Annotated in this window: 25 protein-coding genes, 1 tRNA gene and 1 pseudogene; 10 read left to right on the top strand and 17 right to left on the bottom strand. The window is 62.3% G+C overall.

Features of this window, described 5'->3' with window-relative positions; genetic code table 11:
- Positions 1-39: 39 nt before the first annotated feature.
- Both WBP07_RS01390 and WBP07_RS01385 read right to left on the bottom strand, forming a co-directional pair.
- Positions 40-324, bottom strand: coding sequence for a sigma factor-like helix-turn-helix DNA-binding protein (locus WBP07_RS01390; RefSeq protein ID WP_395393730.1), 285 nt, complete (start codon positions 322-324; stop codon positions 40-42).
- On the bottom strand, positions 321-1,208 hold the full coding sequence (locus tag WBP07_RS01385; protein WP_395393728.1) for an ArdC family protein: 888 nt from the start codon (positions 1,206-1,208) through the stop codon (positions 321-323). Before WBP07_RS01385 ends, WBP07_RS01390 begins: the two co-directional genes overlap by 4 nt.
- A 427-nt stretch (positions 1,209-1,635) precedes the next feature.
- On the opposite strand from WBP07_RS01385, the gene WBP07_RS01380 reads away from it, so the two are divergent.
- A complete protein-coding gene (locus tag WBP07_RS01380; protein ID WP_395393725.1) occupies positions 1,636-2,289 on the top strand; it encodes a hypothetical protein in 654 nt (217 codons plus the stop codon).
- A gap of 102 nt (positions 2,290-2,391) precedes the next feature.
- On the opposite strand, the gene WBP07_RS01375 is transcribed toward WBP07_RS01380, so the two are convergent.
- The 7 genes from WBP07_RS01375 to WBP07_RS01345 all read right to left on the bottom strand — a co-directional run bounded on the left by WBP07_RS01375 (position 2,392) and on the right by WBP07_RS01345 (position 5,553).
- Complete coding sequence (locus WBP07_RS01375) at positions 2,392-2,649, bottom strand: hypothetical protein (RefSeq protein WP_395393723.1); 258 nt, start codon at positions 2,647-2,649, stop codon at positions 2,392-2,394.
- Entirely contained in the window at positions 2,646-2,858 is a 213-nt protein-coding gene (locus WBP07_RS01370; RefSeq protein WP_395393721.1) for a hypothetical protein, read from the bottom strand. Before WBP07_RS01370 ends, WBP07_RS01375 begins: the two co-directional genes overlap by 4 nt.
- Before the next feature lie 79 nt (positions 2,859-2,937).
- Positions 2,938-3,147: a cold-shock protein gene (locus WBP07_RS01365; RefSeq protein WP_395393719.1), complete on the bottom strand. Its 210-nt coding sequence runs from the start codon at positions 3,145-3,147 to the stop codon at positions 2,938-2,940.
- 199 nt (positions 3,148-3,346) lie between these two features.
- The gene (locus tag WBP07_RS01360; protein WP_395393718.1) at positions 3,347-3,547 is read right to left on the bottom strand and encodes a hypothetical protein; all 201 of its coding nucleotides are present in this window, start codon (positions 3,545-3,547) and stop codon (positions 3,347-3,349) included.
- A 59-nt stretch (positions 3,548-3,606) separates the two neighbouring features.
- Positions 3,607-3,819 carry a hypothetical protein gene (locus tag WBP07_RS01355; protein ID WP_395393716.1) on the bottom strand — a complete coding sequence of 71 codons (213 nt, stop codon included), beginning with the start codon at positions 3,817-3,819 and terminating at the stop codon, positions 3,607-3,609.
- 842 nt (positions 3,820-4,661) lie between these two features.
- On the bottom strand, positions 4,662-4,826 hold the full coding sequence (locus tag WBP07_RS01350; RefSeq protein WP_395393713.1) for a hypothetical protein: 165 nt from the start codon (positions 4,824-4,826) through the stop codon (positions 4,662-4,664).
- A 139-nt stretch (positions 4,827-4,965) separates the two neighbouring features.
- Positions 4,966-5,553, bottom strand: coding sequence for a hypothetical protein (locus WBP07_RS01345; protein WP_395393711.1), 588 nt, complete (start codon positions 5,551-5,553; stop codon positions 4,966-4,968).
- A 796-nt stretch (positions 5,554-6,349) separates the two neighbouring features.
- Between WBP07_RS01345 and WBP07_RS01340 the strand changes: the two genes are divergently transcribed.
- Positions 6,350-6,568: a hypothetical protein gene (locus WBP07_RS01340; protein WP_395393709.1), complete on the top strand. Its 219-nt coding sequence runs from the start codon at positions 6,350-6,352 to the stop codon at positions 6,566-6,568.
- Positions 6,569-6,796: 228 nt separating this feature from the next.
- Here the strand turns inward: WBP07_RS01340 and WBP07_RS01335 are convergent.
- Positions 6,797-7,093: pseudogene (locus tag WBP07_RS01335) on the bottom strand (transposase); the annotation flags it as partial.
- Between the two features lie 349 nt (positions 7,094-7,442).
- Here WBP07_RS01335 and WBP07_RS01330 point away from each other — a divergent pair.
- Both WBP07_RS01330 and WBP07_RS01325 read left to right on the top strand, forming a co-directional pair.
- Positions 7,443-8,786, top strand: coding sequence for an amidohydrolase family protein (locus tag WBP07_RS01330; protein ID WP_395393707.1), 1,344 nt, complete (start codon positions 7,443-7,445; stop codon positions 8,784-8,786).
- 149 nt (positions 8,787-8,935) lie between these two features.
- The gene (locus WBP07_RS01325) at positions 8,936-9,568 is read left to right on the top strand and encodes a plasmid pRiA4b ORF-3 family protein (protein WP_395393705.1); all 633 of its coding nucleotides are present in this window, start codon (positions 8,936-8,938) and stop codon (positions 9,566-9,568) included.
- A gap of 124 nt (positions 9,569-9,692) precedes the next feature.
- On the opposite strand, the gene WBP07_RS01320 is transcribed toward WBP07_RS01325, so the two are convergent.
- The 4 genes from WBP07_RS01320 to WBP07_RS01305 form a co-directional block, all read right to left on the bottom strand.
- Complete coding sequence (locus WBP07_RS01320; protein WP_395393703.1) at positions 9,693-10,328, bottom strand: hypothetical protein; 636 nt, start codon at positions 10,326-10,328, stop codon at positions 9,693-9,695.
- Between the two features lie 237 nt (positions 10,329-10,565).
- The gene (locus WBP07_RS01315) at positions 10,566-10,859 is read right to left on the bottom strand and encodes a hypothetical protein (RefSeq protein WP_395395691.1); all 294 of its coding nucleotides are present in this window, start codon (positions 10,857-10,859) and stop codon (positions 10,566-10,568) included.
- A gap of 29 nt (positions 10,860-10,888) precedes the next feature.
- The gene (locus WBP07_RS01310; protein ID WP_395393701.1) at positions 10,889-12,031 is read right to left on the bottom strand and encodes a tyrosine-type recombinase/integrase; all 1,143 of its coding nucleotides are present in this window, start codon (positions 12,029-12,031) and stop codon (positions 10,889-10,891) included.
- Positions 12,032-12,175: 144 nt separating this feature from the next.
- Positions 12,176-12,265 (bottom strand) — tRNA-Ser (locus WBP07_RS01305).
- Between the two features lie 155 nt (positions 12,266-12,420).
- Between WBP07_RS01305 and hspQ the strand changes: the two genes are divergently transcribed.
- Positions 12,421-12,801, top strand: a complete 381-nt coding sequence (hspQ, locus tag WBP07_RS01300; RefSeq protein WP_395393700.1) for a heat shock protein HspQ — start codon at positions 12,421-12,423, stop codon at positions 12,799-12,801.
- Between the two features lie 87 nt (positions 12,802-12,888).
- Here hspQ and WBP07_RS01295 read toward each other — a convergent pair whose 3' ends face one another.
- Positions 12,889-13,767, bottom strand: a complete 879-nt coding sequence (locus tag WBP07_RS01295; protein WP_395393699.1) for an ABC transporter permease — start codon at positions 13,765-13,767, stop codon at positions 12,889-12,891.
- A gap of 100 nt (positions 13,768-13,867) precedes the next feature.
- Between WBP07_RS01295 and WBP07_RS01290 the strand changes: the two genes are divergently transcribed.
- The 5 genes from WBP07_RS01290 to WBP07_RS01270 all read left to right on the top strand — a co-directional run bounded on the left by WBP07_RS01290 (position 13,868) and on the right by WBP07_RS01270 (position 17,962).
- A complete protein-coding gene (locus WBP07_RS01290) occupies positions 13,868-14,569 on the top strand; it encodes a GcrA family cell cycle regulator (RefSeq protein WP_395393697.1) in 702 nt (233 codons plus the stop codon).
- 4 nt (positions 14,570-14,573) lie between these two features.
- Positions 14,574-15,296, top strand: coding sequence for a peptidylprolyl isomerase (locus tag WBP07_RS01285; protein ID WP_395393696.1), 723 nt, complete (start codon positions 14,574-14,576; stop codon positions 15,294-15,296).
- Positions 15,297-15,368: 72 nt separating this feature from the next.
- A complete protein-coding gene (locus WBP07_RS01280) occupies positions 15,369-16,256 on the top strand; it encodes a GGDEF domain-containing protein (RefSeq protein ID WP_395393694.1) in 888 nt (295 codons plus the stop codon).
- Positions 16,253-16,528: a diguanylate cyclase domain-containing protein gene (locus WBP07_RS01275; protein ID WP_395393691.1), complete on the top strand. Its 276-nt coding sequence runs from the start codon at positions 16,253-16,255 to the stop codon at positions 16,526-16,528. The genes WBP07_RS01280 and WBP07_RS01275 overlap by 4 nt, the downstream gene beginning before the upstream one ends.
- A gap of 156 nt (positions 16,529-16,684) precedes the next feature.
- Complete coding sequence (locus WBP07_RS01270; RefSeq protein ID WP_395393689.1) at positions 16,685-17,962, top strand: diguanylate cyclase; 1,278 nt, start codon at positions 16,685-16,687, stop codon at positions 17,960-17,962.
- Positions 17,963-18,366: 404 nt separating this feature from the next.
- On the opposite strand, the gene pnp is transcribed toward WBP07_RS01270, so the two are convergent.
- Together pnp and rpsO are read right to left on the bottom strand one after the other, a co-directional pair.
- Positions 18,367-20,685 carry a polyribonucleotide nucleotidyltransferase gene (pnp, locus tag WBP07_RS01265; RefSeq protein ID WP_395393687.1) on the bottom strand — a complete coding sequence of 773 codons (2,319 nt, stop codon included), beginning with the start codon at positions 20,683-20,685 and terminating at the stop codon, positions 18,367-18,369.
- A gap of 170 nt (positions 20,686-20,855) precedes the next feature.
- A complete protein-coding gene (rpsO, locus tag WBP07_RS01260; RefSeq protein ID WP_132265086.1) occupies positions 20,856-21,125 on the bottom strand; it encodes a 30S ribosomal protein S15 in 270 nt (89 codons plus the stop codon).
- Between the last annotated feature and the right edge of the window lie 2 nt (positions 21,126-21,127).

The raw sequence follows: 21,127 nt of genomic DNA, 5'->3' as shown, positions 1-21,127 counted from the left end.
GTCGGGGCGCGCCCGCCGCAGCGGGCGCGCCCCGATCCCTTACCAGCCCTTGCGCTCCTGCCGGTACCGCGAGCGCATGATCAAGCCGATGGCTCGCCCGAACTCGATCTCCACCCGGCGAACGCTGATGCCCAGTTGCTCGGCGATCTCTTCATAACTCATCCCCTCGAACCGGATCAGATGGAACACGGCACGCGGGAGCCAGGGAAGCGAACGTACCGCCCGCGCCAGCCGGCGCAGTTCGGGCTGTTCGTACTCGGGAAAAGCATTGCGCAGGAATGCTTCGCGGATGCGCTGTTCCAGCAGATAGATATGCCAGATCATGCCGCGTCCTCCCCGAATGCGAGGAGGAAATCGGCGCCCTTGCTGGCAGCGCTAGCCGCCCGGAAAATCGCCTTCTCGTCGGCGCGGAGGACTTCAAGCCACGATCCGATGTAATCGCTGTGCCGCACCGTGGGCTGGATGCCGAGCGACGCGCAGGCAAAGGCCGAGGTCATCTCGGCAATCAGCTCTTCCTTGGCATACGATGCCGAGCCGTACTTGCCGGTCTGATCGCGGTCCAACCGGCCCTTCCCGCCGACCCAGTGACCCAGCTCATGCAGTGCCGTCCGAAACCAGTTCACCGGCTCATGGAAAGCCGCCTGCGGAGGAACCTGCACATAGTCCTGCTTGGGGGCATAGAAAGCCTCATCCCCGCCGATCCGGAAGTCGGCGCCAGTTGCCGTGATGATCCGATCCACCTCGGCAATCGCCATGACCGGATCAGGCACCTCCGGTTCCTCGGCATACCGCTCGGGTAGCCCTTCGATCTGATCGAGGTTAAACACGACAAAGCGCTTCAGAAAGGCAATCGTCCGGACCTCACGATCCTCGCACCGCGCCTGCTCCGCCTCGTTCCTCGGCGTGAAGCGATCCGCATAGCAGATGACCGTGCCCTTCTCGCCGCGCCGGACATACCCGCCAGCGGCCAAGGCCTGCTTGTAGGTCAGCCAACGCTGCGATGCGAAATGGCGTTCCACCGCCTCGCACCACAGGATCAGCACGTTAATCCCGGAATAGGCCCTCCCGGAAACGGCGTTGTGCGGCATCAGGCACGGGCACCGCGCACTGTCCCAAGGCTGCACCCAGGGAAGCCGTCCCTCCTCCAGCTCGGCAATGATGCGGGAAGTGACCTCACCATAGAGGCTCTGACGATTGGTCCTTTCCATTTCTCCTGTTCCTTTCCTCAACCGCCATTGACCGGCGCCGGGGTGGCGGGGGGCGGCAGGAGCGGACCAAAAGCCTCGCCTGAAATGGCGAGGTGCATCCGAAGGACCGAAATGAAATGGAGGACCTGGGCCCCGCCCAGGTTGCAGCTCGCCATGGCGGGGCTAAGGGGCCGTGACGCCCCCCGTCACCCTGGAGCCGAGGCACACGCCGACGCGCCACAGGCGCGGAGACCGCTGACGGGACGCGGACAGCGTCCCGCCCCGCCAGAGATCGTGACGGCTATGCCGACGAGACGCCGTGAGGCGGCTCGGCCCAAGCGTCAGCGAGGGTAGAGCGCGGCCGTGCGCAAGCGCGGGGCGGCCAGCCGAGCCAACCTCCCGAACGGAATCCATCCCGCGTATCCGAAAGCAGGGATTTTGATGACAAGTGAAGCACATCGCAGATAGTCATCGTCACATGAGCGGACCGCACAGCAAGATCATAGCCGCAGCCGCCAAAGCCGAACTCGCCCCTCTCGGTTTCAAACGACGAGGGCAATCCCGGCTTTGGCTGAAGGATCACGGCTTCTGGCTCAATGTCGTCGAGTTCAAACCCAGTCAGTGGTCGATCGCGGTCGACCTGGGCAACGCGGCCCACTGGCTTTGGGGCGGCTGCGGCTTCATGAGTTTGAACTATTACGATCCGGGTGGTCCCTACACAGAATACCGGGACGAAGATCAGTTCGGCGCGGCAGTCGCCGACATCGCAAGCACCGCTGCCTCACGGACCAAGGAGGTCGATGGCAAGTTCGCGTCATTCGGGGCCATCGCTGACTATGTGATCGCAAAAGCGAACGGTTCGGAGAGGATGCGGCCCAGCTGGTTCGGCTACTACGCCGGCGTAGCCTGCGGCATTCTCGGAGATCTTGATCAGGCAGCGTCATTTCTGCGCGGCATCACCGATGAGAGGGTAATTCCCCGTGCCGAACGCTTCCTGCCGGCAATCGAAAGCCCAATCGCCTTCCGGGAGAAGGCCAATGAAATCGTCGACCAGCAGCGCGCCGCGCTCAAACTGCCGGCACTGACGCGGGGGCCCTTTTAAGTCCTGTAGCGCCAGGCGCTTCTAACATCAGAATTTATTCTTAACATCACAACTGTTAGAAACGCCCTGCGATGCTGGATGAGCTTCCGGATATGCATCCCGCTACTTTGGGGCCACGACCACCGCAAACAGACGGTCAAGGTTCAATTGAAGGTCCTGGACAGCTGGATTTTTGGCATATTTCGGTAAGCCGAGCGGCAAGCTCATGCTTTCGTATATGGCACCTGTCTCTGCCTTGGTCAGGAGGCCTCGCATCTTGAGGATGTTGGCAAGGCTGACGATCCCATTGATGGCGGAAACGTCCGAGGCTTCGCGAGCTTCAATGACGTCTTTTTCGGCCAGGTTGGGAGTACCTGTCATTCCGGGGCAACGCGCAATTGGTCCACGACCAGCCTGTCTTGTTGAGCCAGTTCACGGTTGCGTGTGACCGCAAGTACCTGGTCAGCCATGGTCCGCCAGGCTTTTTCCGAACGCAGTGCGCGGTCCCGCGCGTTATCGAGCAGCGAACAAGCTGCTTCTTGCGCGGCTTGCTCCGCGCGCGCGATGAGAAATTCATAGGAAAGCGCCATAGGCATACACTCGCGGTACGGGGTCAGCGGGGTCAGATGGCCCGGCAGTCGCCTCACGCACTGCCGGGCTATCCGTCGATCAGTCGGCGAGGCTGAGATTGATCGCCGATTCCTTGCCGTTGCGGCCGGACTCGACGTCATAGGACACGCGCTGATCCTTGTTCAGAGTTCCAAGGCCAGCAGCCTGCACGGCAGAAATATGGACAAAGCTGTCCCGGCTGCCGTCATCAGGCTGAATGAAGCCATAGCCCTTGTCTTCGTTGAAAAATTTTACGGTTCCGATAGTCATGAGCGTTTCCTTTCAAGAAACGGTTGTGACCGACAGCGCAATCGCTGACGGACTCTTGCTTCAGGTCGTTACTTGAAAGGATGTCGTCGTCTTGCAGGAATGGGAAAGTGATTTTCCGAACCTGAACCAAAATCGTCGATCCCCCTCGAATTTCAACGAGAGCAGGATTCAAATACCAGATTCTGCTGGTGATGGGATGTCAGGCGCGCACAGCCGCCGAAACCTGTGCCATGCTCCAGGCACAGGCTGCCGCGGCGCCAAGTTCGCGCTGGAAGGCGCCAATCCGGCCGGCGATCGACGAAGCCCGGGCGAGGTGCGCCCGGCGATCGTCATTGCAGACGGAATTATCGGCGCGCATCAACGCATCCTGGTGTGCGGCGTATTCCTTGTTGATATCCATGCGATATCTCCTGCTTGGCGCGCCCATGTCTCATGGGCTCGCCGCGAGTGCTTTCCTGGTCAGTCGACCATCGCAGCGACAAGCCGTCGCAGTTCAAGGGTCGAAAGCATGGCGGAGAAAGTCGAATGCCGCTCCATGGAACCGGTGTCAGCCGAGCTTTTACGCAGCGAGATTGGGCTGAGCTTGGCAGCACCGGTGTTCAAATAATTCATATTATCCTTGCGGGCAGCAGTTTCTGCCCCCTTCTGAAATCGGGTTGGCGCCTGATCCATACCCCCGCGAGACGCTGCTTGCCCCTTGGCCGAGCGTCCGTTCGCGATAGGCCATCTGACCCTTGGTCAGATCGTAAGGCGGCGTTGCCACGCGTATGTGGTTTCCAACGACCGGGTGTATCCGGCAACGGCGGCTTGCAGCTGCCGTGTAGGCGATGATCGGAAGCTCATTGTCGAGGGTCAACACCGAGGCGCCCATATGGCCGGATCTCTTGATCTTGCCTCCGACTGAAATGAGTTCTTCCTTCGCCAAACCAGTTCCTTGCGTACAAATAATCGTCCGCAACCGGGCGTGTCCCGGCGCAGAGCCATGCAGCATGAAATGGAAAAGGCGGGCCGGCAAAGCGGCTATCAAATTCCGTCGCAAACGACGTGAGGCAATTTTTATATAAACCAATGTTTAAAAATTGCAAGCCGGAAACGATGGCGCTTCCATTTATAACTTCGGAGCCCTGTCTTAGAAACTTTGCGATCCGTCAAATTCTGGGTCTGATTTTTAGATAGCTCCCCAGAGCATTCAAACAACCGCACCAGGCTTGAAGTCGGGTGTTCGCGTTGGGCTGGCGCTACGGCGCCTTGAGCCCTTCGCGCTCTGAGATGCTCTGGACCCGTTTTAGGGCTCACTCCCCACCCCGCGTAACGTAGCACCGCAGGCACTCCGCTTCAGCTGCAGCCGACCATGTTGCTTGGCCAAACCGATTTCGTCTTCAGTCAGCAGCTACTCGTGCGAATGTGGTGGTGGTTGCGGACCCGCGCGGCGCCGGTTTCGGTGACGAGTCGGGAGCTGGCGTCGAAGCGATGAGCAGCCCGGCGCCCAGAGCAAGCATCGGGGCCTGTTTCTTTCAGGATTGCGCCTTGCTCAGCAGCAGGGCTTTCGCGTGATAAGCCACGGCTCGCTCACGGTGGGCGTAGACGGCAGCGATGGAGCGTCTGCGCCGCAGCGCTTCCTGCGCCTTGCGAGCTTCCTTTCGCGCCCGGCACAGCAGGCGCTCGATTGAGGGTTTCATAACCGACTCCGTACCTGGGTGAACAGGAAATTATGGAGGGCGGCAGCAAATTCAAAACCCGCTTCGGCGAGGCGTATGGTTCGCGCGCTTAGTTGCTGCAATGCAGCTCGCGCGGCGAGACGAACGGCACCTGTGCAGATCAGTGGGTGCTCTGTCGGGCTGCTTCCAACAAGGCTGAGGAGAGGTCTGAGTAGGTGTAGGGCCCGACGGAGTAGACACTCATCGTCTTCACCGTCACACCAGGTGGCAATCCACCCTCAGGAACATCCAACTGTTCGCCTGCGTCCTCCCGGCCCTCTGCGTCATCGGCGGCGCTGACATCTTGAGACGGGGTTTGCTCGGGTATGTCCGACCGGGAATGAGCATCTATAGCCAGCAGGTCGGCATGGAGGAGTAGCAACTGATCGGCAATCATTTCCAGCGCCAGAACTTTCCGCTCTTCTGTAGTTCCGCCATGTCGGGCAGCAGCGAGACTAATCATTTCAATCTCCTCGAAGGAAAGCGCCGCCTCATCACAGGATGCTACGGAAGGCAGGGGCGAGCGCAGCTCATCCTCCGTCGTAGTTCCAGAATACTGCCGAATATGGTTCCGGCTGCGATAAGCACGCAGCCTTCCAGCGTAATGATCCGCAATCTTGGAATACGCTTCCCGATTCTCTCCGGGCAGAGAGGCTCGTGCGTGGATTAGCGCAAGCTGATGCTGATAGAGTAACTCATTGAGGTCCATGGCCAAGTGTCCACATGGGAGCAACGAGGCCACTTAATATTGAGTCGGGTGCAACCTCGTCCGAGGCGTAATCTTACCATGGACGGGGTAGATTAACTTATTTATTTTCGGGCCTTGCCATGAAGGCGGAGCCGCCCGTTCTAGTGAGGATAGGGCCCGCTTCCGTTTGGCGGCTCTGCCAGCGGAGGCGATACGAAGCGTTGGTGCAATCTGGCGTTTGTGATCGCCATCGATCTTCTGCTTGGCGCCGTCCTGAGGTGGGTCCTGCTCCCGGGAGCCAAAAGCTTTTTCCCAGCCAAAATCAACCGGCTAGTCGCGGCGTTCGACGCGGTCATGTTGATCAGCCGCAATGTTGAAGGGTCACGTCGCGGCCGGGAAGACTATTTCGCAGCGACGAAGACGCACGCCGCGTGGGGCCCGGGGGCGGCCGCAAGATGATGCGCGCCCCTGCTGATCTGCGCCGCCTGCTCGACAAGAAGTGAGATCGCCTCGGCCCCCGCGCCTGCCTGCCAGGGAATCCAGGCCGGACTGATGGATCACCGCGTCGTGAAGGATGTCGAGCTGGGGACCCGCGATATCGTGACCAGCCGGACAAAGTCGGGTTCGATGATAACATGATGTGCAGGCACGCGCGAAAAAAGCGATGGTCCCTATTGGAAGTTCCCCCCCGACTACCGAATCGCTCAATAGGCTAGAGGAAATCTCTAAAAGGAGTATGTTCGCAGACCGCCGCCCAAATGGCCGGCATCTGAGACAACATGTTTGTGCTTGTTCCCGCTGATAGAGGAGCATTCTCATGTCCCGTTTCACCATTGTCCCCTTCGATAAGGCGAAGCCGCCCACAGAGTTCATAGGCAACGATCCCGGCTCTGCACTCGCACTGGTGGAGCGCTTAAATTACGGTGACGCGGACATTTTGGAAAATGGAACATATCTATGCACGGCAACGCTGAGCGAAGGTGGTTTTTGGCTTATCAGCGCGCGCAAAGAGAGCCTTGAGTCGGTGGAAACTTAATACGCAGGCGAGCCGCGCACGTGATCGCCGCCAAACCGGTCCATGAAATGATGCCCCCTCAAGTGGCGCACGCACTAACATTGGTCAGGGTTGCGGCTCTGACAGATCGCGGGAAAACCCGTCTTCAGGCAGCTTGATCGTGGGATGTGAGATTGTGTGGCAGCAATGAGAACGTGACGTCGATCTCGCGGCGGCCGTCGCACCTTTCCGAAACGCCGCGTTGCGCGAATCCATCGCCAGGCCGACGAACCCGCGGAAAAGCAGGTTATAATCCATCTGCTCCATGAGCTGGCGTTCCGAGCGGATCGTATAGAAAGCTTGTAAGAGCAATGGGCGCAGCAATTTCTCGGGCGGGATCGATGGCCGGCCAATGCGCGAATACACCGCATCGAAACCAGCAGACATCACCTCGAGAGCTTCGTCGACAATCGCACGCCCCGCCCGAAGTGGATGGTTCGCCGGAACCCGGGCTTCGCAGCTCACGTAGGAAAACAGCCCTTCGTCCCGTTGATCGCAGCCGCGCATCTCAAATCCTTCAAACCTCAGCCGAGGGACTTGAATCATCTCAAGAGGCTCAAGGGATCTCCGTTTGAGTGATCTGTTAAAAAGCTCGGGTTTCCGCGCGGAGCTTCTACGGGCTCGTCCCCACCTACCTAGGGGCAGCCCCTGATACTGCGATGTCCGAGACTTCGATAGAACGGTCGAACTGGGACATCCGGCCTGTCCCGACACGGCAATTTCCTTTCGACGCGCGAACCGGGGCCGACGCCGCAACGCCCGCCTCACCAAGCGAGCGCTGCCAGGGAGCCCCGCCATGATCTCAATCGATCGTATGCGTTCGTCATCCACCCTTCCGGCATTGCGGATCCTGCGCGTGGCATTGCTGCTGCTCGCGGCGATCGCCGCGCTCATCATCGCCTCCGTCCCCGGTCGCGCGCAGCAAGCCGCGTCGCCCGAGCCTGCGGCGACGCTGTTCCAGAATGTCCGCGTCTTCGACGGCAAGAGCACCAGTCTCTCGCCCCCCTCGAGCGTGCTCGTGCGCGGCAACAAGATCGAGCGCATCTCGACCAACCCGATCACGCCCGACGCGAACACCCGCGTAATCGACGGCGGCGGGCGCGTGCTGATGCCGGGGCTGATCGACGATCACTGGCATACGATGTTCATACGCCCGACGCCGCCGATGCTTATGACCAGCGAACCCGGCTATATCAACCTGCTCGCCGGCGCCGAGGCGGAGGCGACCTTGCTGCGCGGCTTCACCACGGTCCGCGATCTCGGTGGCCCGTCCTTCTCGCTCAAGCGTGCGATCGACGAGGGCCTGTTGCCCGGGCCGCGCATCTATCCCTCGGGCGCGATGATCACGATCACCGGTGGCCATGGCGATTTCCGCACTTCCAACGATTTGCCCCGGGCGATGGGCCAGATGACGCACGGCGAGGAGGTGGGCGGGTTCGCGCTCGCCGACAGCCCCGACGAGGTGCGGTTACGCGCGCGCGAGCAGCTCATGCAGGGCGCGACCCAGGTCAAGTTGACCGCAGGCGGCGGCGTCGCCTCGCCGCACAGCCCGCTCGACGTCTCCACCTTCACGCTCGAGGAGCTTCGCGCCGCGGTCGAAGCGGCCGACAATTGGGGAACCTATGTCTGCGTCCACGCCTACACCCCTGCGGCGATCCAGCGCGCCATCCAGGCAGGCGTCAAATGCATCGAGCATGGCCATCTGATGGACGAGGCCACCGCGAAGATGATCGCCGACAAGGGCGTCTGGCTGAGCACCCAGCCCCTTCTCGATATGAGCATGGTGGCGATGTTGGGGCCTGACCAGCAGGCCCAGTTCGCGCAGGTCGTCGAGGGTACCAACACAGTCTACACACTCGTACGCAAATATCACATCAAGACCGCATGGGGCACCGACATCCTGTTCTCCGCAGCGGGAGCCAGCAAGCAGGGTCATATGCTGGTCGATCTGATGCGCTGGTACACGCCGGCGGAGGCACTGATCATGGCGACCTCGACCAATGCCGAACTGCTGCGCATGTCGGGCCTGCGCAATCCCTATCCCGGCGCGCTCGGCGTGGTCGCGCCCGGCGCCTATGCCGACCTGCTCCTCGTTGAAGGCAACCCGCTCGAGAATCTCAACCTCGTCGCCGATCCGGCGAGGAACTTCGTCATCATCATGAAGGACGGGAAGGTCTACAAAAACACGCTACCGAGCTGACATCGGCATTGACAGTTCGCTTACTCTGTCTTTGCAAAGCCGCGCGTCCAAAAGATGAAAGCACTTCGGCAATGAGGCAATGCGCGCGGAGACGTAATTGACGCGATCACCGGTTGCCCGCGTCAATTACGCACGGCATGTTCCGACACATGCTCGATCCCTTTGCATTCGACAGCTTCATCGTGCGCGCCGAGGTCCATATCCTGGAGATCGAGCCGAAGATCACCCGCACGCTCGACCTGCCAATGGCACTGAACTTCGCCGAACTCCATGAAGTCCTTCAGGCCGCCTTTGGCTGGACCGACAGCCATCTCCATCAGTTCAATGTCGGCGGTCTCATATTCGGTGCACCGGAGTTCGACGAAGACGAACTGTTCGACAACCGGATTTTCGAAGCTACCGAGCTAAGGCTCGTCGATTTCGTTTTTCCCTACGATCCCGACGGCCAGCCACTCGCTATCATTTACGAATACGACTTTGGTGATAGCTGGCGTCACCTGCTTCGCCTCGAACGGCTACCCCGCGAGGAAGGCGTCAAATATCCCAGATGCATCGCCGGCGCGCGCTCAGCTCCACCTGAAGACGTCGGCGGAACCGGCGGATACGCCGATTTCCTGGAAGCTTGGCTCGATCCCGATCATGAAGACCACAAAGCCATGCATCGCTGGGTCGGCCGAAAATTCCATCCCGAGCAATGCAATCTGGACGCTATCAACAAAGCCATTAGCAAAGCCATGCGCGTCTCACGCGGCGACTACAGGTTCCGCCAAGACCGGCCATGATAATTGACGCGATGTGGACACTATAATTGTCCTTGCGCAAAAGGTCCCGCCACCCCCCGGCGGCACCGAATCGGAGGCCGTTCCCCTCTCGTGAGCGGCCTCTTTTGCCGTTTCCCCAAATCGCTCAGCGGTTGGGCGTTTTTCGAACAGCCTTTAGCGCACTCATATCAAAGCCGACTTCTCCAATGCCGCCATCGAAGACGCCGTGCCGATGGCGCACCTTCGCAACGGTGAACGAATCGGATGTGCAGATATCCGTGATCTCAACCCAACCATATTCCGGAAGATCGATGTAGACTTCCAATACCTGCTTGGGCTCAAGCCCATCGAGCCACGTGGTCGCTTGCTGGTAAACTTCTGCGGAAACCGACATAGAAAAATCCTTACGAGACCACGCGATTTCCATCGTGGTATGCCCAAGATATTCGATGTCGCAATTGCGCATGCGGGATGCCTCAGTTCTTTCGAGAGTTTCGCGGTGGCGCGCCCGAGCGCCGGCCCTGCCAAGGACCATTCGCGCTGGCTGGCACCGATAACATCTGCCCTGCGCTTGATCTCCTTGTTCCCTTCTCCAGCGGGTTGGTAGACCCAACCTGCGCCCAGTGATCTTTGGCAAAGGCCGTGTGAGCGAGCAGGTGTCACGTGACGCCTCCATCCTGCCAGCCAGCTTTGGGAACTCCTCGCGCAGCGCATCGGCAACCTGTTCCCACTGCCGGTACGCCGCCTCGGCCGTTTCCTGCGCGAAAATGGTTTTGATCATGGCAATGACAGCGGGACGTTGTTTGAGCGCAGCCTGGGCAAATGCGTGCGCACTGCTAGGATGCTGAAAATACCTGGTGGCAGCCCTCTTTGATCGTCGGCGACGACCAGCGTCAAACCGCGCAGACCCGATCAGTCCGTAAGCGCTGGAAGGCTTTCCAGAAGGGCTCAGCGTCCGACAAGCCCGTGACGACACCCCGAACCTCGCGCTTGCCATCGGTATTGACGCCCCCTTCGATTAACGACGCCATCGAAACGGTCCGTCAGCCCTCGCACTCTTTGAGATAGGCGGCCTCGGTCCATGGTACGGCCACTCCACCCTAAATGGGGCGCGGTCGAAGCGGTGCTCCCGCTCATCGGTTTCTGCAACCAGGCGGCTCACCTGACTCTTTGACAGACTCCTGGCACCGATCGCCTTGACGAGATCGGCGACCGAAACGAGTCGAAAGCACCATAGACCTTGGCGTTCTGGATCGCCGCCGCAAAGGCCTTCTCCGCGGGGTAAGCTCGGGAAGTAGCCGCCGTTGCGCAGTTTAGGGATCGCAAGTTCGATCCCGCCAGCTAGCTCACACAGAATGCGTTCCAGTCATCCATCATCACCCGCCGCTTCTCGAGGAGATTGCCTCGACGGTACGCCGCCTCGGTCTTGCTCTTCACCACGTGTGCAAGCGCCGCCTCGGCAACATCGCTGGGATGCTGGGTTTCCTCGCTGACCCAATCCCGGAACGACGACCGAAAACCGTGCGGCGTGTAGGGTTCGCGCATTTCCTTGAGCAGCTTGGAAAGAGTCATGTCGGACAAGGGGGACTTTGGCCGAGACCCGGGGAAGATCAGGGCCGCCTCTCCGAGCCTTAGTTCCAGACACCGCCGTAGAATTCTCAAGGCCCCATCGTTCAGCGGCACCACGTGCTCACGGTTGGCCTTCATGCGCTCCTTGGGAACAGTCCAGAGCTTGGTCTCGAAATCGATCTCACTCCATTTAGCCTCACGTACCTCGCCTGAGCGAGCGGCGGTGAAGATCGCAAACTGCAAGGCGAGCCGACTGAACGTTTCGCGCTCGGGCAGACGGCGCAGGAACGCCGGGACCTTGTCATAAGGCATGGCGGCGAAATGGCCGTCCTTCTTGGGCTGACGCGGAAGCCCCTTGGTGATCGCGCGCATCGGAGCCTCGGTCTCGCGAAAGCCCGAGGCATAGGCCCAATCGAGAATTGCGCCGACCCGCTGACGGACACGGCGGGCGGTCTCGGGCTTGGAAAGCCAAATCTCCGAGAGGAGATTGCGAATCATCGGGCCTGTGATCTCGCTTACCTGCCGATCACCGATATGTGGGAAGACATAGGCTTCCAATGTGCTGGACCACTGCGCCGCGTGCTTTTCATTGCGCCAGGTCTTGCCGTTGGCGGCGATCACCTTGGCAGCTGCTTCACGAAAAGTCGGTATGCCCTGCGCCTTGCGGCGTTCGAAAATGGGGTCGAGGCCCATCTCCATCCAGCTTCGGATTTCTCTCGCCATCTCCCTGGCGGTCGCGAGCGAGATCTTCGAAGCGCTGCCGAGACCGAAATCTCGCCGCAGACCATGCTTCTGCACCCGGCATATCCAGCTCTTCGAACCGCCTGGCTGGACGACAAGGTACAGGCCCTCGCCGTCACCCACTCGGCCCGGCCGAGTGGCCGCTCTAACGCTCGTTGCGGACAGTTTTCCCATGCCAAAACCTTCCCACATTTCTTCCCACGAAACGAATCGGACGCCGTGCGATGGAGTGGGATGCGGTGGGCTGCGAATCAGGGCATAAACCAAGGAAATCCTTGGATTTATGAGACTGAATCGTGATGTGGCGGGATGGTCCCTTGGCGGAGAGGGTGGGATTCGAACCCACGGTACGGTTGCCCGTACACTGCATTTCGAGTGCAGCGCATTCGACCACTCTGCCACCTCTCCGCTAGAGATGCGATAGCGATGGAAGGTCTCCATCGGGTCGGGAAGCGCGCCTCTAGCTGGCGTAATCGCACTTGCCAACCCCTCTTTTTGCAAAATGTGGGGAACAATCCACAGGCAAGCTTGTGAGCCCCACGACCCAATCCTATATTGACCACATGAACAGGGCGTCGTTCTTCTCACCCCAGGCCGGCCGCGTCATCGATGCGCCGCGCCAGACCCGGGCACGTTTCGCGATAGGAGATGTGGTCCGGCACCGGAATCATGATTTTCGTGGCGTCGTCTTCGACATCGATCCCGTCTTCGCCAACAGCGAGGAATGGTACGAATCGATTCCCGCAGACGTGCGGCCCAAGCGGGACCAGCCCTACTACCACCTCCTCGCCGAGAACGAGGAATCCAGCTACGTCGCCTACGTCAGCCAGCAGAACCTGATGGAAGACGCTGAGGGCGGCCCGGTGGAGCATCCTTCCGTCCCGCAGCTGTTCGAAGCGTTCGACGAAGGACACTATCGCCTGCGGCGCGGGCTGGCGCACTGAGCACGCGGCGACTGCTTTCGCAGGACAACAAAAAAGCCGGCAAGGTCTAACCTTGCCGGCTTTTTGCTGCCGCTCGTTCGCGCAGGCTCAGCCCTTCAGCTTCCAGCCTGAGCGGAGCACGAGATAGACCACCAGCGCGAATACCGCGTTCAGCACGCCGAGGCCGATCGCGCTGTGCAGCACGGCCAGGTTGGAGTTGCCGATGTCGCTCTGGCCCAGGAAGCCGAAGCGGAAGCCCGAAATGACGTAGAAGAACGGGTTGAACCGGCTCACCGTCTGGAACGCAGGAGCCAGGTTATCGATCACGTAGAACGTGCCCGAGAGCAGCGAGAGCGGCGCGATCACGAAATTGGTGACGGCGGCGTTGTGGTCGAACTTTTCCGCCCAGATCGACGAGAGCAGGCCGAGCAGCGAAAGGAACACCGATCCGCACAGGCCGAACCAGATCACCGCCCAGGGGTGGCGCACGGTCAGGTCCACGCCCGGCCACAGCAGCATCGCGCCGCTCAGGGCCAGGCCGACCAGCAGCGCGCGAGTGACGGCCGCGCCGGTCATCGCCAGCATCAGTTCGCCCTCGCTCAGCGGCGGCATCAGATAGTCGATGATGGTGCCCTGGATCTTGCCGGCCAGGAACGAAAAGCTGGAATTTGCGAAGGCGTTCTGCATCATCCCCATGACGATGAGGCCCGGTGCGACGAAGGTGGCGAAGTTCACGCCCAGCACTTCGCGGCCGCCGCGGCCCAGCGCCACCGTAAAGATCACCAGAAACAGCATCGTGGTGATCGCCGGTGCCCAGATCGTCTGGGTCTGGACCTTGAAGAAGCGCTTCACCTCCTTCATATAAAGGGTCTTGAGCCCCAGCCAGTTCACCTGGTGTATCAGGGGCTCTCCCTTTGCCGGGAAGTGGCGGGGCTGCACGATCCCTTCGGGGGACTGCAGGGCGGTCGAATTCGTTTGATCGGCCATGCCCCCGCGAGTATCGGCTGCGGCTTTCCAAGGCAAGCCGTGCGACGGAATTTCGGGGCGATTCTCTGTGAGTCGCTCCCTGCAAGAAGATGGAACTGGAATGAGCTGGACGGACGAGCGGATCGAGAAGCTGACCAAGATGTGGGAGGGCGGTGCCACCGCCAGCCAGATCGCGGACGAGCTTGGCGGCGTCAGCCGCAACGCGGTGATCGGCAAGGCCCATCGCCTCGGCCTGAAGGCCCGCCCCTCCCCCGTGAAGGCGAACGAGAAGCCGGCGCGCCCCGCGCCCGCGCCGAAGAAGGCCAAGCCGGCGGAAGAGCCGGCACCCGCGCCTGCACCGCGCGCAGAGGCTCCAGCCCCGCGCGCCGCGGCACCGACGCCGCCCGCCGCGCCCGCGCCGCGTGCGCCTGAGCCCGCCGCACCGCCCTTCGCGGCCGATGACGACGCACCCGTCGTGCCCAAGGGCCCGCGCATCGTTTCGGTCGGCCCCGGCGGCTTCCTGCGCCAGGGCCCCGGCGATCAGCAGCAGCCGATCCCGCCGGCCCCGCCGCGCCGTCTGGTGCCGGCCAAGCCGAGCCCGGAAATCGCCGACAAGACCAGCCTGCTGGACCTGAACGATCGCATCTGCCGCTGGCCGATGGGTCACCCGGGCGAGCCGGACTTTCACTTCTGCGGCGACAAGGTGAACCCCGGGTTCCCCTATTGCGTGGAGCACTGCGGCCGCGCCTATCAGGCACAGCTGCCGCGCGGTGCGCGCCGTCCCCCTCCGCCGCTGCCGTTCGGCGGACCGCGGGTTCGCTGATTCGATGAGTCTCACGGCACGACAGGGCGTTCGGCATGGCTGGCGCTTTGCCGTGCCGTTCATCGCTGGAACCGCATTGGCCTTTGCGGCCGTTTCGGCACAGGCCCAGGCGCCCGCCACGGCTCCTGCCACGGCCCCCGCCACTCCAGCGCCGGCGGCTACGCCGGTCGAATATGTCTACGTGGCGATGGTCACCAGCCAGGGCACGATCACCCTCGCGCTCGACAAGACCCACGCACCGCTGACCACGGCCAACTTCCTGAAGTACGTGGACGCGAAGAAGCTCGACGGCACCACGTTCTATCGCGCCATGCACCTCGACTGGGGTGACGAGCCGACCGGCCTGCTCCAGGGAGGCCTGCAGGGCATCAAGGTGCTGGCGCCCGTCGCGCATGAGCCCACGACGCAGACCGGGCTGCACCACACGTCCGGCACGATCTCCATGGCGCGCTATGCCCCGGGCACCGCGACCGCCGATTTCACCATCATGATCGGCGATGTCAGTTCGCTGGACGCCAATCCGTCCTCCGACAATCCCGACCTCAAGGCCGGCTTTGCGGCATTCGGCCATGTCGTTTCCGGCATGGACGTGGCCCGCAAGATCTGGGACGCGCCGCGCTCCCCCACCAAGGGCGAAGGTGTGATGCGCGGACAGATGCTGGAGCCGCCGGTCAAGATCGTCAGCGTCCGACGCGTCGCAGCTCCCTCCCCCGCCCCCGCGCAATAAAGCGGGCGGCAGCCTCGTTTCGCGCGGCGAATCGGGCTTAAAACTCCATCTGCTCCGCCGTTTATGCTGCGGATGAGCGCGCACGATCCCGACTTTGGCCACAGGACCAATCGCGGGGGCCTGCTGCACTGGCTTCGGCGCAGCGGGCCGAACGGCGGCGCTGCATCCGGCCGCCCCGCCGCCGAAACCGGCTCCCCCCTCTTTCTGGAAAGCACCAGAGAGCGGCAGCAACGCCAGACGCTGGAGGATATCGGCCGCTTTCTGCTGACGCACCGGCTGCCGATCACACCCTTCACGCTCGAAGCCGCGCACGGCATCATGACCGGCGCCAATGCCCAACTCAGTAAGCTTGTGGCCGAACGGGTCGCCCAGCGCGACGCGATCACGCTGCACTGGCTGGAGGATCGCATCGACGAGCAGGCGCACCGCGACGGCGCCGATCAGGTTCACGACCTGATCCATCGCCTGGAAGCCGCGCTCGGCGAATTCGCCAGCACTACCAGCGCCGCCCGCGCGGCCACCAGCGACTACAACAGCGCGCTGGAAGCCCATGCCGAAGACATCGAGGCCACGCAGGCCATGCGCGAACTGGCCGCGCTGGCCCGCGACATGATCGGCCGCACGCGCGAGATCGAACGCGAACTCAACCGCTCCGAACGCGAGACACGCGCGCTTCAGAAAAGCCTGGACGATGCCCGGCGCGATGCCGAGATCGACCATCTGACCGGATTGCCCAACCGCCGCGCGTTCGAGGCGATACTCAAGCGCCAATACGCCCGCTGCCGCCGCACCGGCACGCCCCTCTGCGTCGCCTTTTGCGACATCGATCATTTCAAGCGCATCAACGACCTGCATGGCCATGATGCCGGCGATCGCGTGCTGCGCGCCGTCGCCACATCCTGGCCGGGATTGCCAGCGAGACCTGCCATGTCGCCCGCCATGGCGGCGAGGAGTTCGTGATCCTGCTGGTCGAAACCCGGCTTGAGGACGCCATCACCGTGATCGACGGCGTGCGGGCGGACCTGGCGGCGCGCAAGCTGGTCAACCGCTCCACCGACACGCCATTCGGCCGCGTGAGTTTTTCTGCCGGACTGGCTGACGTCCATGCCTATCGCGATACCCGCGCCGCCCTGCGCGCTGCGGACGAGGCGCTGTTCCGCGCCAAGGATGCCGGGCGCAACCGCGTGTCGATCGCCAGTCCGGACGAGCACCCGGATGGTACGGAATCCTGATGCGCAGAATCATCCTTTGGTTAACGCCAGTATTCTCCAAATCGAAGAAGCACGCCCCAGAGTTATGATATTGTAATCGGTTCCTGCGGCTTGCGAGAGTTACCGTTTATTAGAGATTCCTACCTAGGCTCTTTCCAAATCGAACCCGGGTGTGGAATGGTGCAGCACGAAAGTATCCTGTCGCCAAACGGAACGGTCACTTTCGCCCGCCGCTTTGCCGTGCATGCCATTCAGGCGATCTGCACGGTCTGCGCGCTGGCGGCCATGTTCGCGGAAGGCACGACGGCCCGCTCGCTGGCCACGGTCGCAGCCGCCTGCGCCCTGTTCACCCTGTTCGTCGGCGTGCTGTTCGGCCGCCGCGCGGTTGCCGAACTGGGCGACCACATCCGCCTGATCGACGAAGCCCGCAACGCGCGCGGACAAGTCGAAGAACTTTTCGCCATGACCGACATGCTCCAGGCGGCCGAGGATCACGAAGATGCCGGCGCCGTGCTGATGGCCACCGCACAGCGCCTGCTGCCGGACTTCGGCGGTGCGCTCTATGTCTTCAACAACTCGCGCGACCGGTTGGACCTTGCCAAGTCCTGGGGCCGCTCCCCCTCGTTCGAGCCGGCAGGCACCCTGCTCCCGGGCAATTGCTGGGCCCTGAAGCGCGGCAAGCCGCATACCAACGATCCCGACAGCGGCGGCCTGTGCTGCATGCACCAGATCGGCGAAGGCTCCACCGTGGAAGTGCCGATGATGGCGCGCGGGCAGGTATTCGGATTGCTCGTGCTGGCCAGCGATGCCCGCAATGCGCTGGAACAGCTGACCGACATACGCCGCACCGCGCAGGCGTTGGCCGATTCGATGTCGCTGGCGCTGTCCAACATCGCGCTGCGTGAGAAGCTGCGTACGCAATCGCTGCGCGATCCGCTGACCGGGCTCTACAATCGCCGCTACATGGAAGACGCGCTGGAGCGGTACATCAGCCTGGCCGAGCGTACCGGCACCGCGACTTCCGTGCTGATGATCGACCTCGACAACTTCAAGCGCATCAACGACGAATTCGGCCATGCCAAGGGCGACGCGGTGCTGCGCGACGTGGCGGCGCAACTGGTGGGCACGCTGCGCCCCTCAGATGTCGTCGCGCGCTATGGCGGCGAGGAGCTGGTGGTCATCATGCCCAAGTGCGGGCTCGACAACGCGGCGTCCAAGGCGGAAATCCTGCGCCAGCGGATCGAGAGCCTGTCCGAAGCCCACGGCGTTGAGATCAGCGCCTCTTTCGGCGTTTCCACCGTGCCGGAAACCGCCACCAACGCCGCCGACGTGGTGCCGGGCGCGGACAGTGCGCTTTACGCCGCCAAGCAGGCCGGCAAGAACCGCGTGATCCTGAGCGAGCGCCGGTCCAAGCGCGATGACAAGCAGGCGCCGAGGTTGGCCGTTACGGGTTGAACTTTTGTTGGGTGGCACTGCCAGGGGCGAGCCCCATCGCTCGTTCGGAATGCCCACCCATCTCCGGACGAAGAACACCCACCCAACAGCATACAACCCCGTCGCCCCCGCGTAGGCGGGGGCCCCGCTTCCTTCGCGCTACACCTCAAGAATAGCGGGGTCCCCGCCTTCGCGGGGACGACGAGGTTTGGTGGTGAGACGGTGTGCTGGCGGACGGAGCCTTAGCGGGTTCAGACACACCAAACTACGCGACCGACTTTTGCGGGCCATTCCTGGTGAGTGACGATCGCCTCCCCCCTAACCGCCCAAACAAAAAGGGGCCGCATCGCTGCGGCCCCTTCTCATTTCTGCTCATGCGAGCCCTGAAGGATCAGTTTTCCTTCAGGCCACTGATCGCGATGCGATCAGTCTTCCTTCAGGAAAGCCGGCATGTGGTCGGGATCGCCACCGCCGTTGCCACCATCGCGCGGGCCACGGGGGCCACGGTCGCCACGGGGACCACGGTCGTTGCCGCCACGGCCACCGTCACGACGCGGACCACGACGGTCACCGCCGCGATCGCCACCACGGTCGCCACGATCGCCACGCGGTTCGCGCGGTTCGCGGGCCGGACGGGTGTCTTCCAGCTCGGCGCCGGTTTCCTGGTCGACGACGCGCATCGACAGGCGAACCTTGCCGCGCGGATCGATCTCGAGGACCTTGACCTTAACTTCCTGGCCTTCCTTGACGACATCGGTCGGCTTTTCGACACGCTCGTTCTTCATTTCGGAAACGTGGACGAGGCCGTCCTTGCCACCCATGAAGTTCACGAAAGCACCGAAGTCGACGATGTTGACGACCTTGCCGTTGTAGATCTTGCCGACTTCCGCTTCCTCGACGATGCCGAGGATCCACTTCTTGGCGGCTTCGATCTGGGCAACGTCGGACGACGAGATCTTGATCACGCCTTCATCGTCGATGTCGACCTTGGCGCCGGTTTCGGCCACGATCTCGCGGATCACCTTGCCGCCGGTGCCGATGACGTCACGGATCTTCGACTTGTCGATCTGGATCGTCTCGATGCGCGGTGCGTGGGCCGAAAGTTCGGTGCGAGCCGAACCCAGGGCCTTGTTCATCTCACCCAGGATGTGCGCGCGGCCGGCCTTCGCCTGCTCCAGCGCCTTGCCCATGATTTCCTTGGTGATGCCGGCGATCTTGATGTCCATCTGCATCGTGGTGATGCCGAGTTCGGTGCCAGCCACCTTGAAGTCCATGTCGCCGAGGTGATCCTCGTCGCCCAGGATGTCCGAGAGGACGGCGAACTCGTCACCTTCCAGGATCAGGCCCATGGCGATGCCCGAAACCGGACGGGCCAGCGGCACGCCGGCGTCCATCATCGAAAGGCAGCCGCCGCAGATCGTCGCCATCGAGGACGAGCCGTTGGACTCGGTGATGTCCGACAGGATGCGGATGGTGTACGGGAAGTCTTCCTTGGCGGGCAGCACCGGGTGCAGCGCGCGCCATGCCAGCTTGCCGTGGCCGATTTCGCGACGGCCCGGGGCGCCGAAACGGCCCACTTCACCGACCGAGTAGGGCGGGAAGTTGTAGTGCAGCATGAACGACGAGTACGACAGGCCTTCCAGGCCGTCGATCATCTGTTCGGCGTCCTTGGTGCCCAGCGTGGTGGTGCAGATCGCCTGCGTTTCACCGCGGGTGAACAGCGCCGAACCGTGCGTGCGCGGCAGGAAGCCGACCATCGATTCGATCGGGCGAACCTGATCGAGCTTGCGGCCGTCGATACGCTTGCCGTCCTTGAGGATGGCGCCGCGCACGATTTCGGCTTCCAGCTTCTTCATGGTCTTGATGGCGACCATCTGCAGCTGCGGGGTCTCGCCGGCGAAAGCTTCCTTGGCCTTGGCGCGGGCAGCGTTCAGTGCGTTCGAGCGGGCCGACTTGTCGGTCAGCTTGTAGGCAGCGGTAACGTCCTTGCCGACGGCCTTCTTGAGCTTCGCCTTGATGTCGGCCGTGTTGTCCGACAGGTCGATTTCCCAAGGTTCCTTGGCAGCCTGCTCAGCCAGGTCGATCACGAGGTTCACGACCTTGCGGCATTCGTCATGTGCGAACATGACGGCACCGAGCATCTCTTCCTCGGTCAGTTCCTTGGCTTCCGATTCCACCATCATCACGGCATCGCCGGTGGCGGCGACGACGAGGTCCAGGCGGCCATCGGCCAGCGCAGCGGTCTGCTTCGGGTTCAGCGTGTATTCGCCATCGACGAAGCCGACGCGGCAGGCGCCGATCGGGCCCATGAAGGGCACGCCCGAGATGGTGAGCGCGGCCGAAGCGGCGATCATCGCAACGATGTCGGCCTCGGTCTCGCCGTCAAAGCTCAGGACCTGGGCGATGACGTTGATTTCATTGTAGAAACCTTCGGGGAACAGCGGACGGACCGGACGGTCGATCAGGCGGCTGGTCAGCGTTTCCTTTTCGGTGGCGCCGCGTTCACGCTTGAAGAAGCCACCCGGAATGCGGCCCGCGGCCGAAAACTTTTCCTGGTAGTGCACGGTCAGCGGGAAGAAGTCCTGGCCTTCCTTCACCGACTTGGCGGCGGTAACCGCGCAGAGCACGACCGTTTCGCCATAGGTGGCGAGGACCGCGCCGTCAGCCTGACGGGCAACGCGGCCGGTTTCGAGAGTGAGCGTCTTGCCGCCCCACTCCATGCTTACGGTTTTGACGTCGAACATAAGAGGTTTTCCTCAGCCCACCGGCCCTATTGCAACGGCGGGGTTTACTGCCGGGTATGCCGTCCCGGTCCGGTATGGAGCCGCTTTTGTGGCCCCCGGGCCCTCCGCCGGATTGCGGACGAACCCCTGATGCAAGAAGCGGCCCGCTAGGGGCCGCCTCCCGTTAGTTCTTACTTACGCAGACCCAGCTTCTGGATCAGCGAGTTGTACCGCGCGACGTCCTTCTTCTTAAGGTAGTCGAGCAGCGAGCGGCGCTTGTTGACCATGGCCAGCAGACCGCGACGCGAGTGGTTGTCCTTGTGGTGAGCCTTGAAGTGCTCGGTCAGGTTGCGGATGCGCTCGGTGAGGATCGCGACCTGAACTTCCGGGCTGCCCGTGTCGCCAGCGACGCGTGCGTTGTCCGAAATGATGTCCTGCTTCTTTTCAGCGGTAACCGACATGT

This window comes from Novosphingobium oxfordense, assembly GCF_044029435.1.
Lineage (GTDB): Bacteria > Pseudomonadota > Alphaproteobacteria > Sphingomonadales > Sphingomonadaceae > Novosphingobium.
The sequence above is the reverse complement of the archived record's forward strand: the minus strand, read 5'-3'. Positions and strand labels throughout refer to the sequence as shown.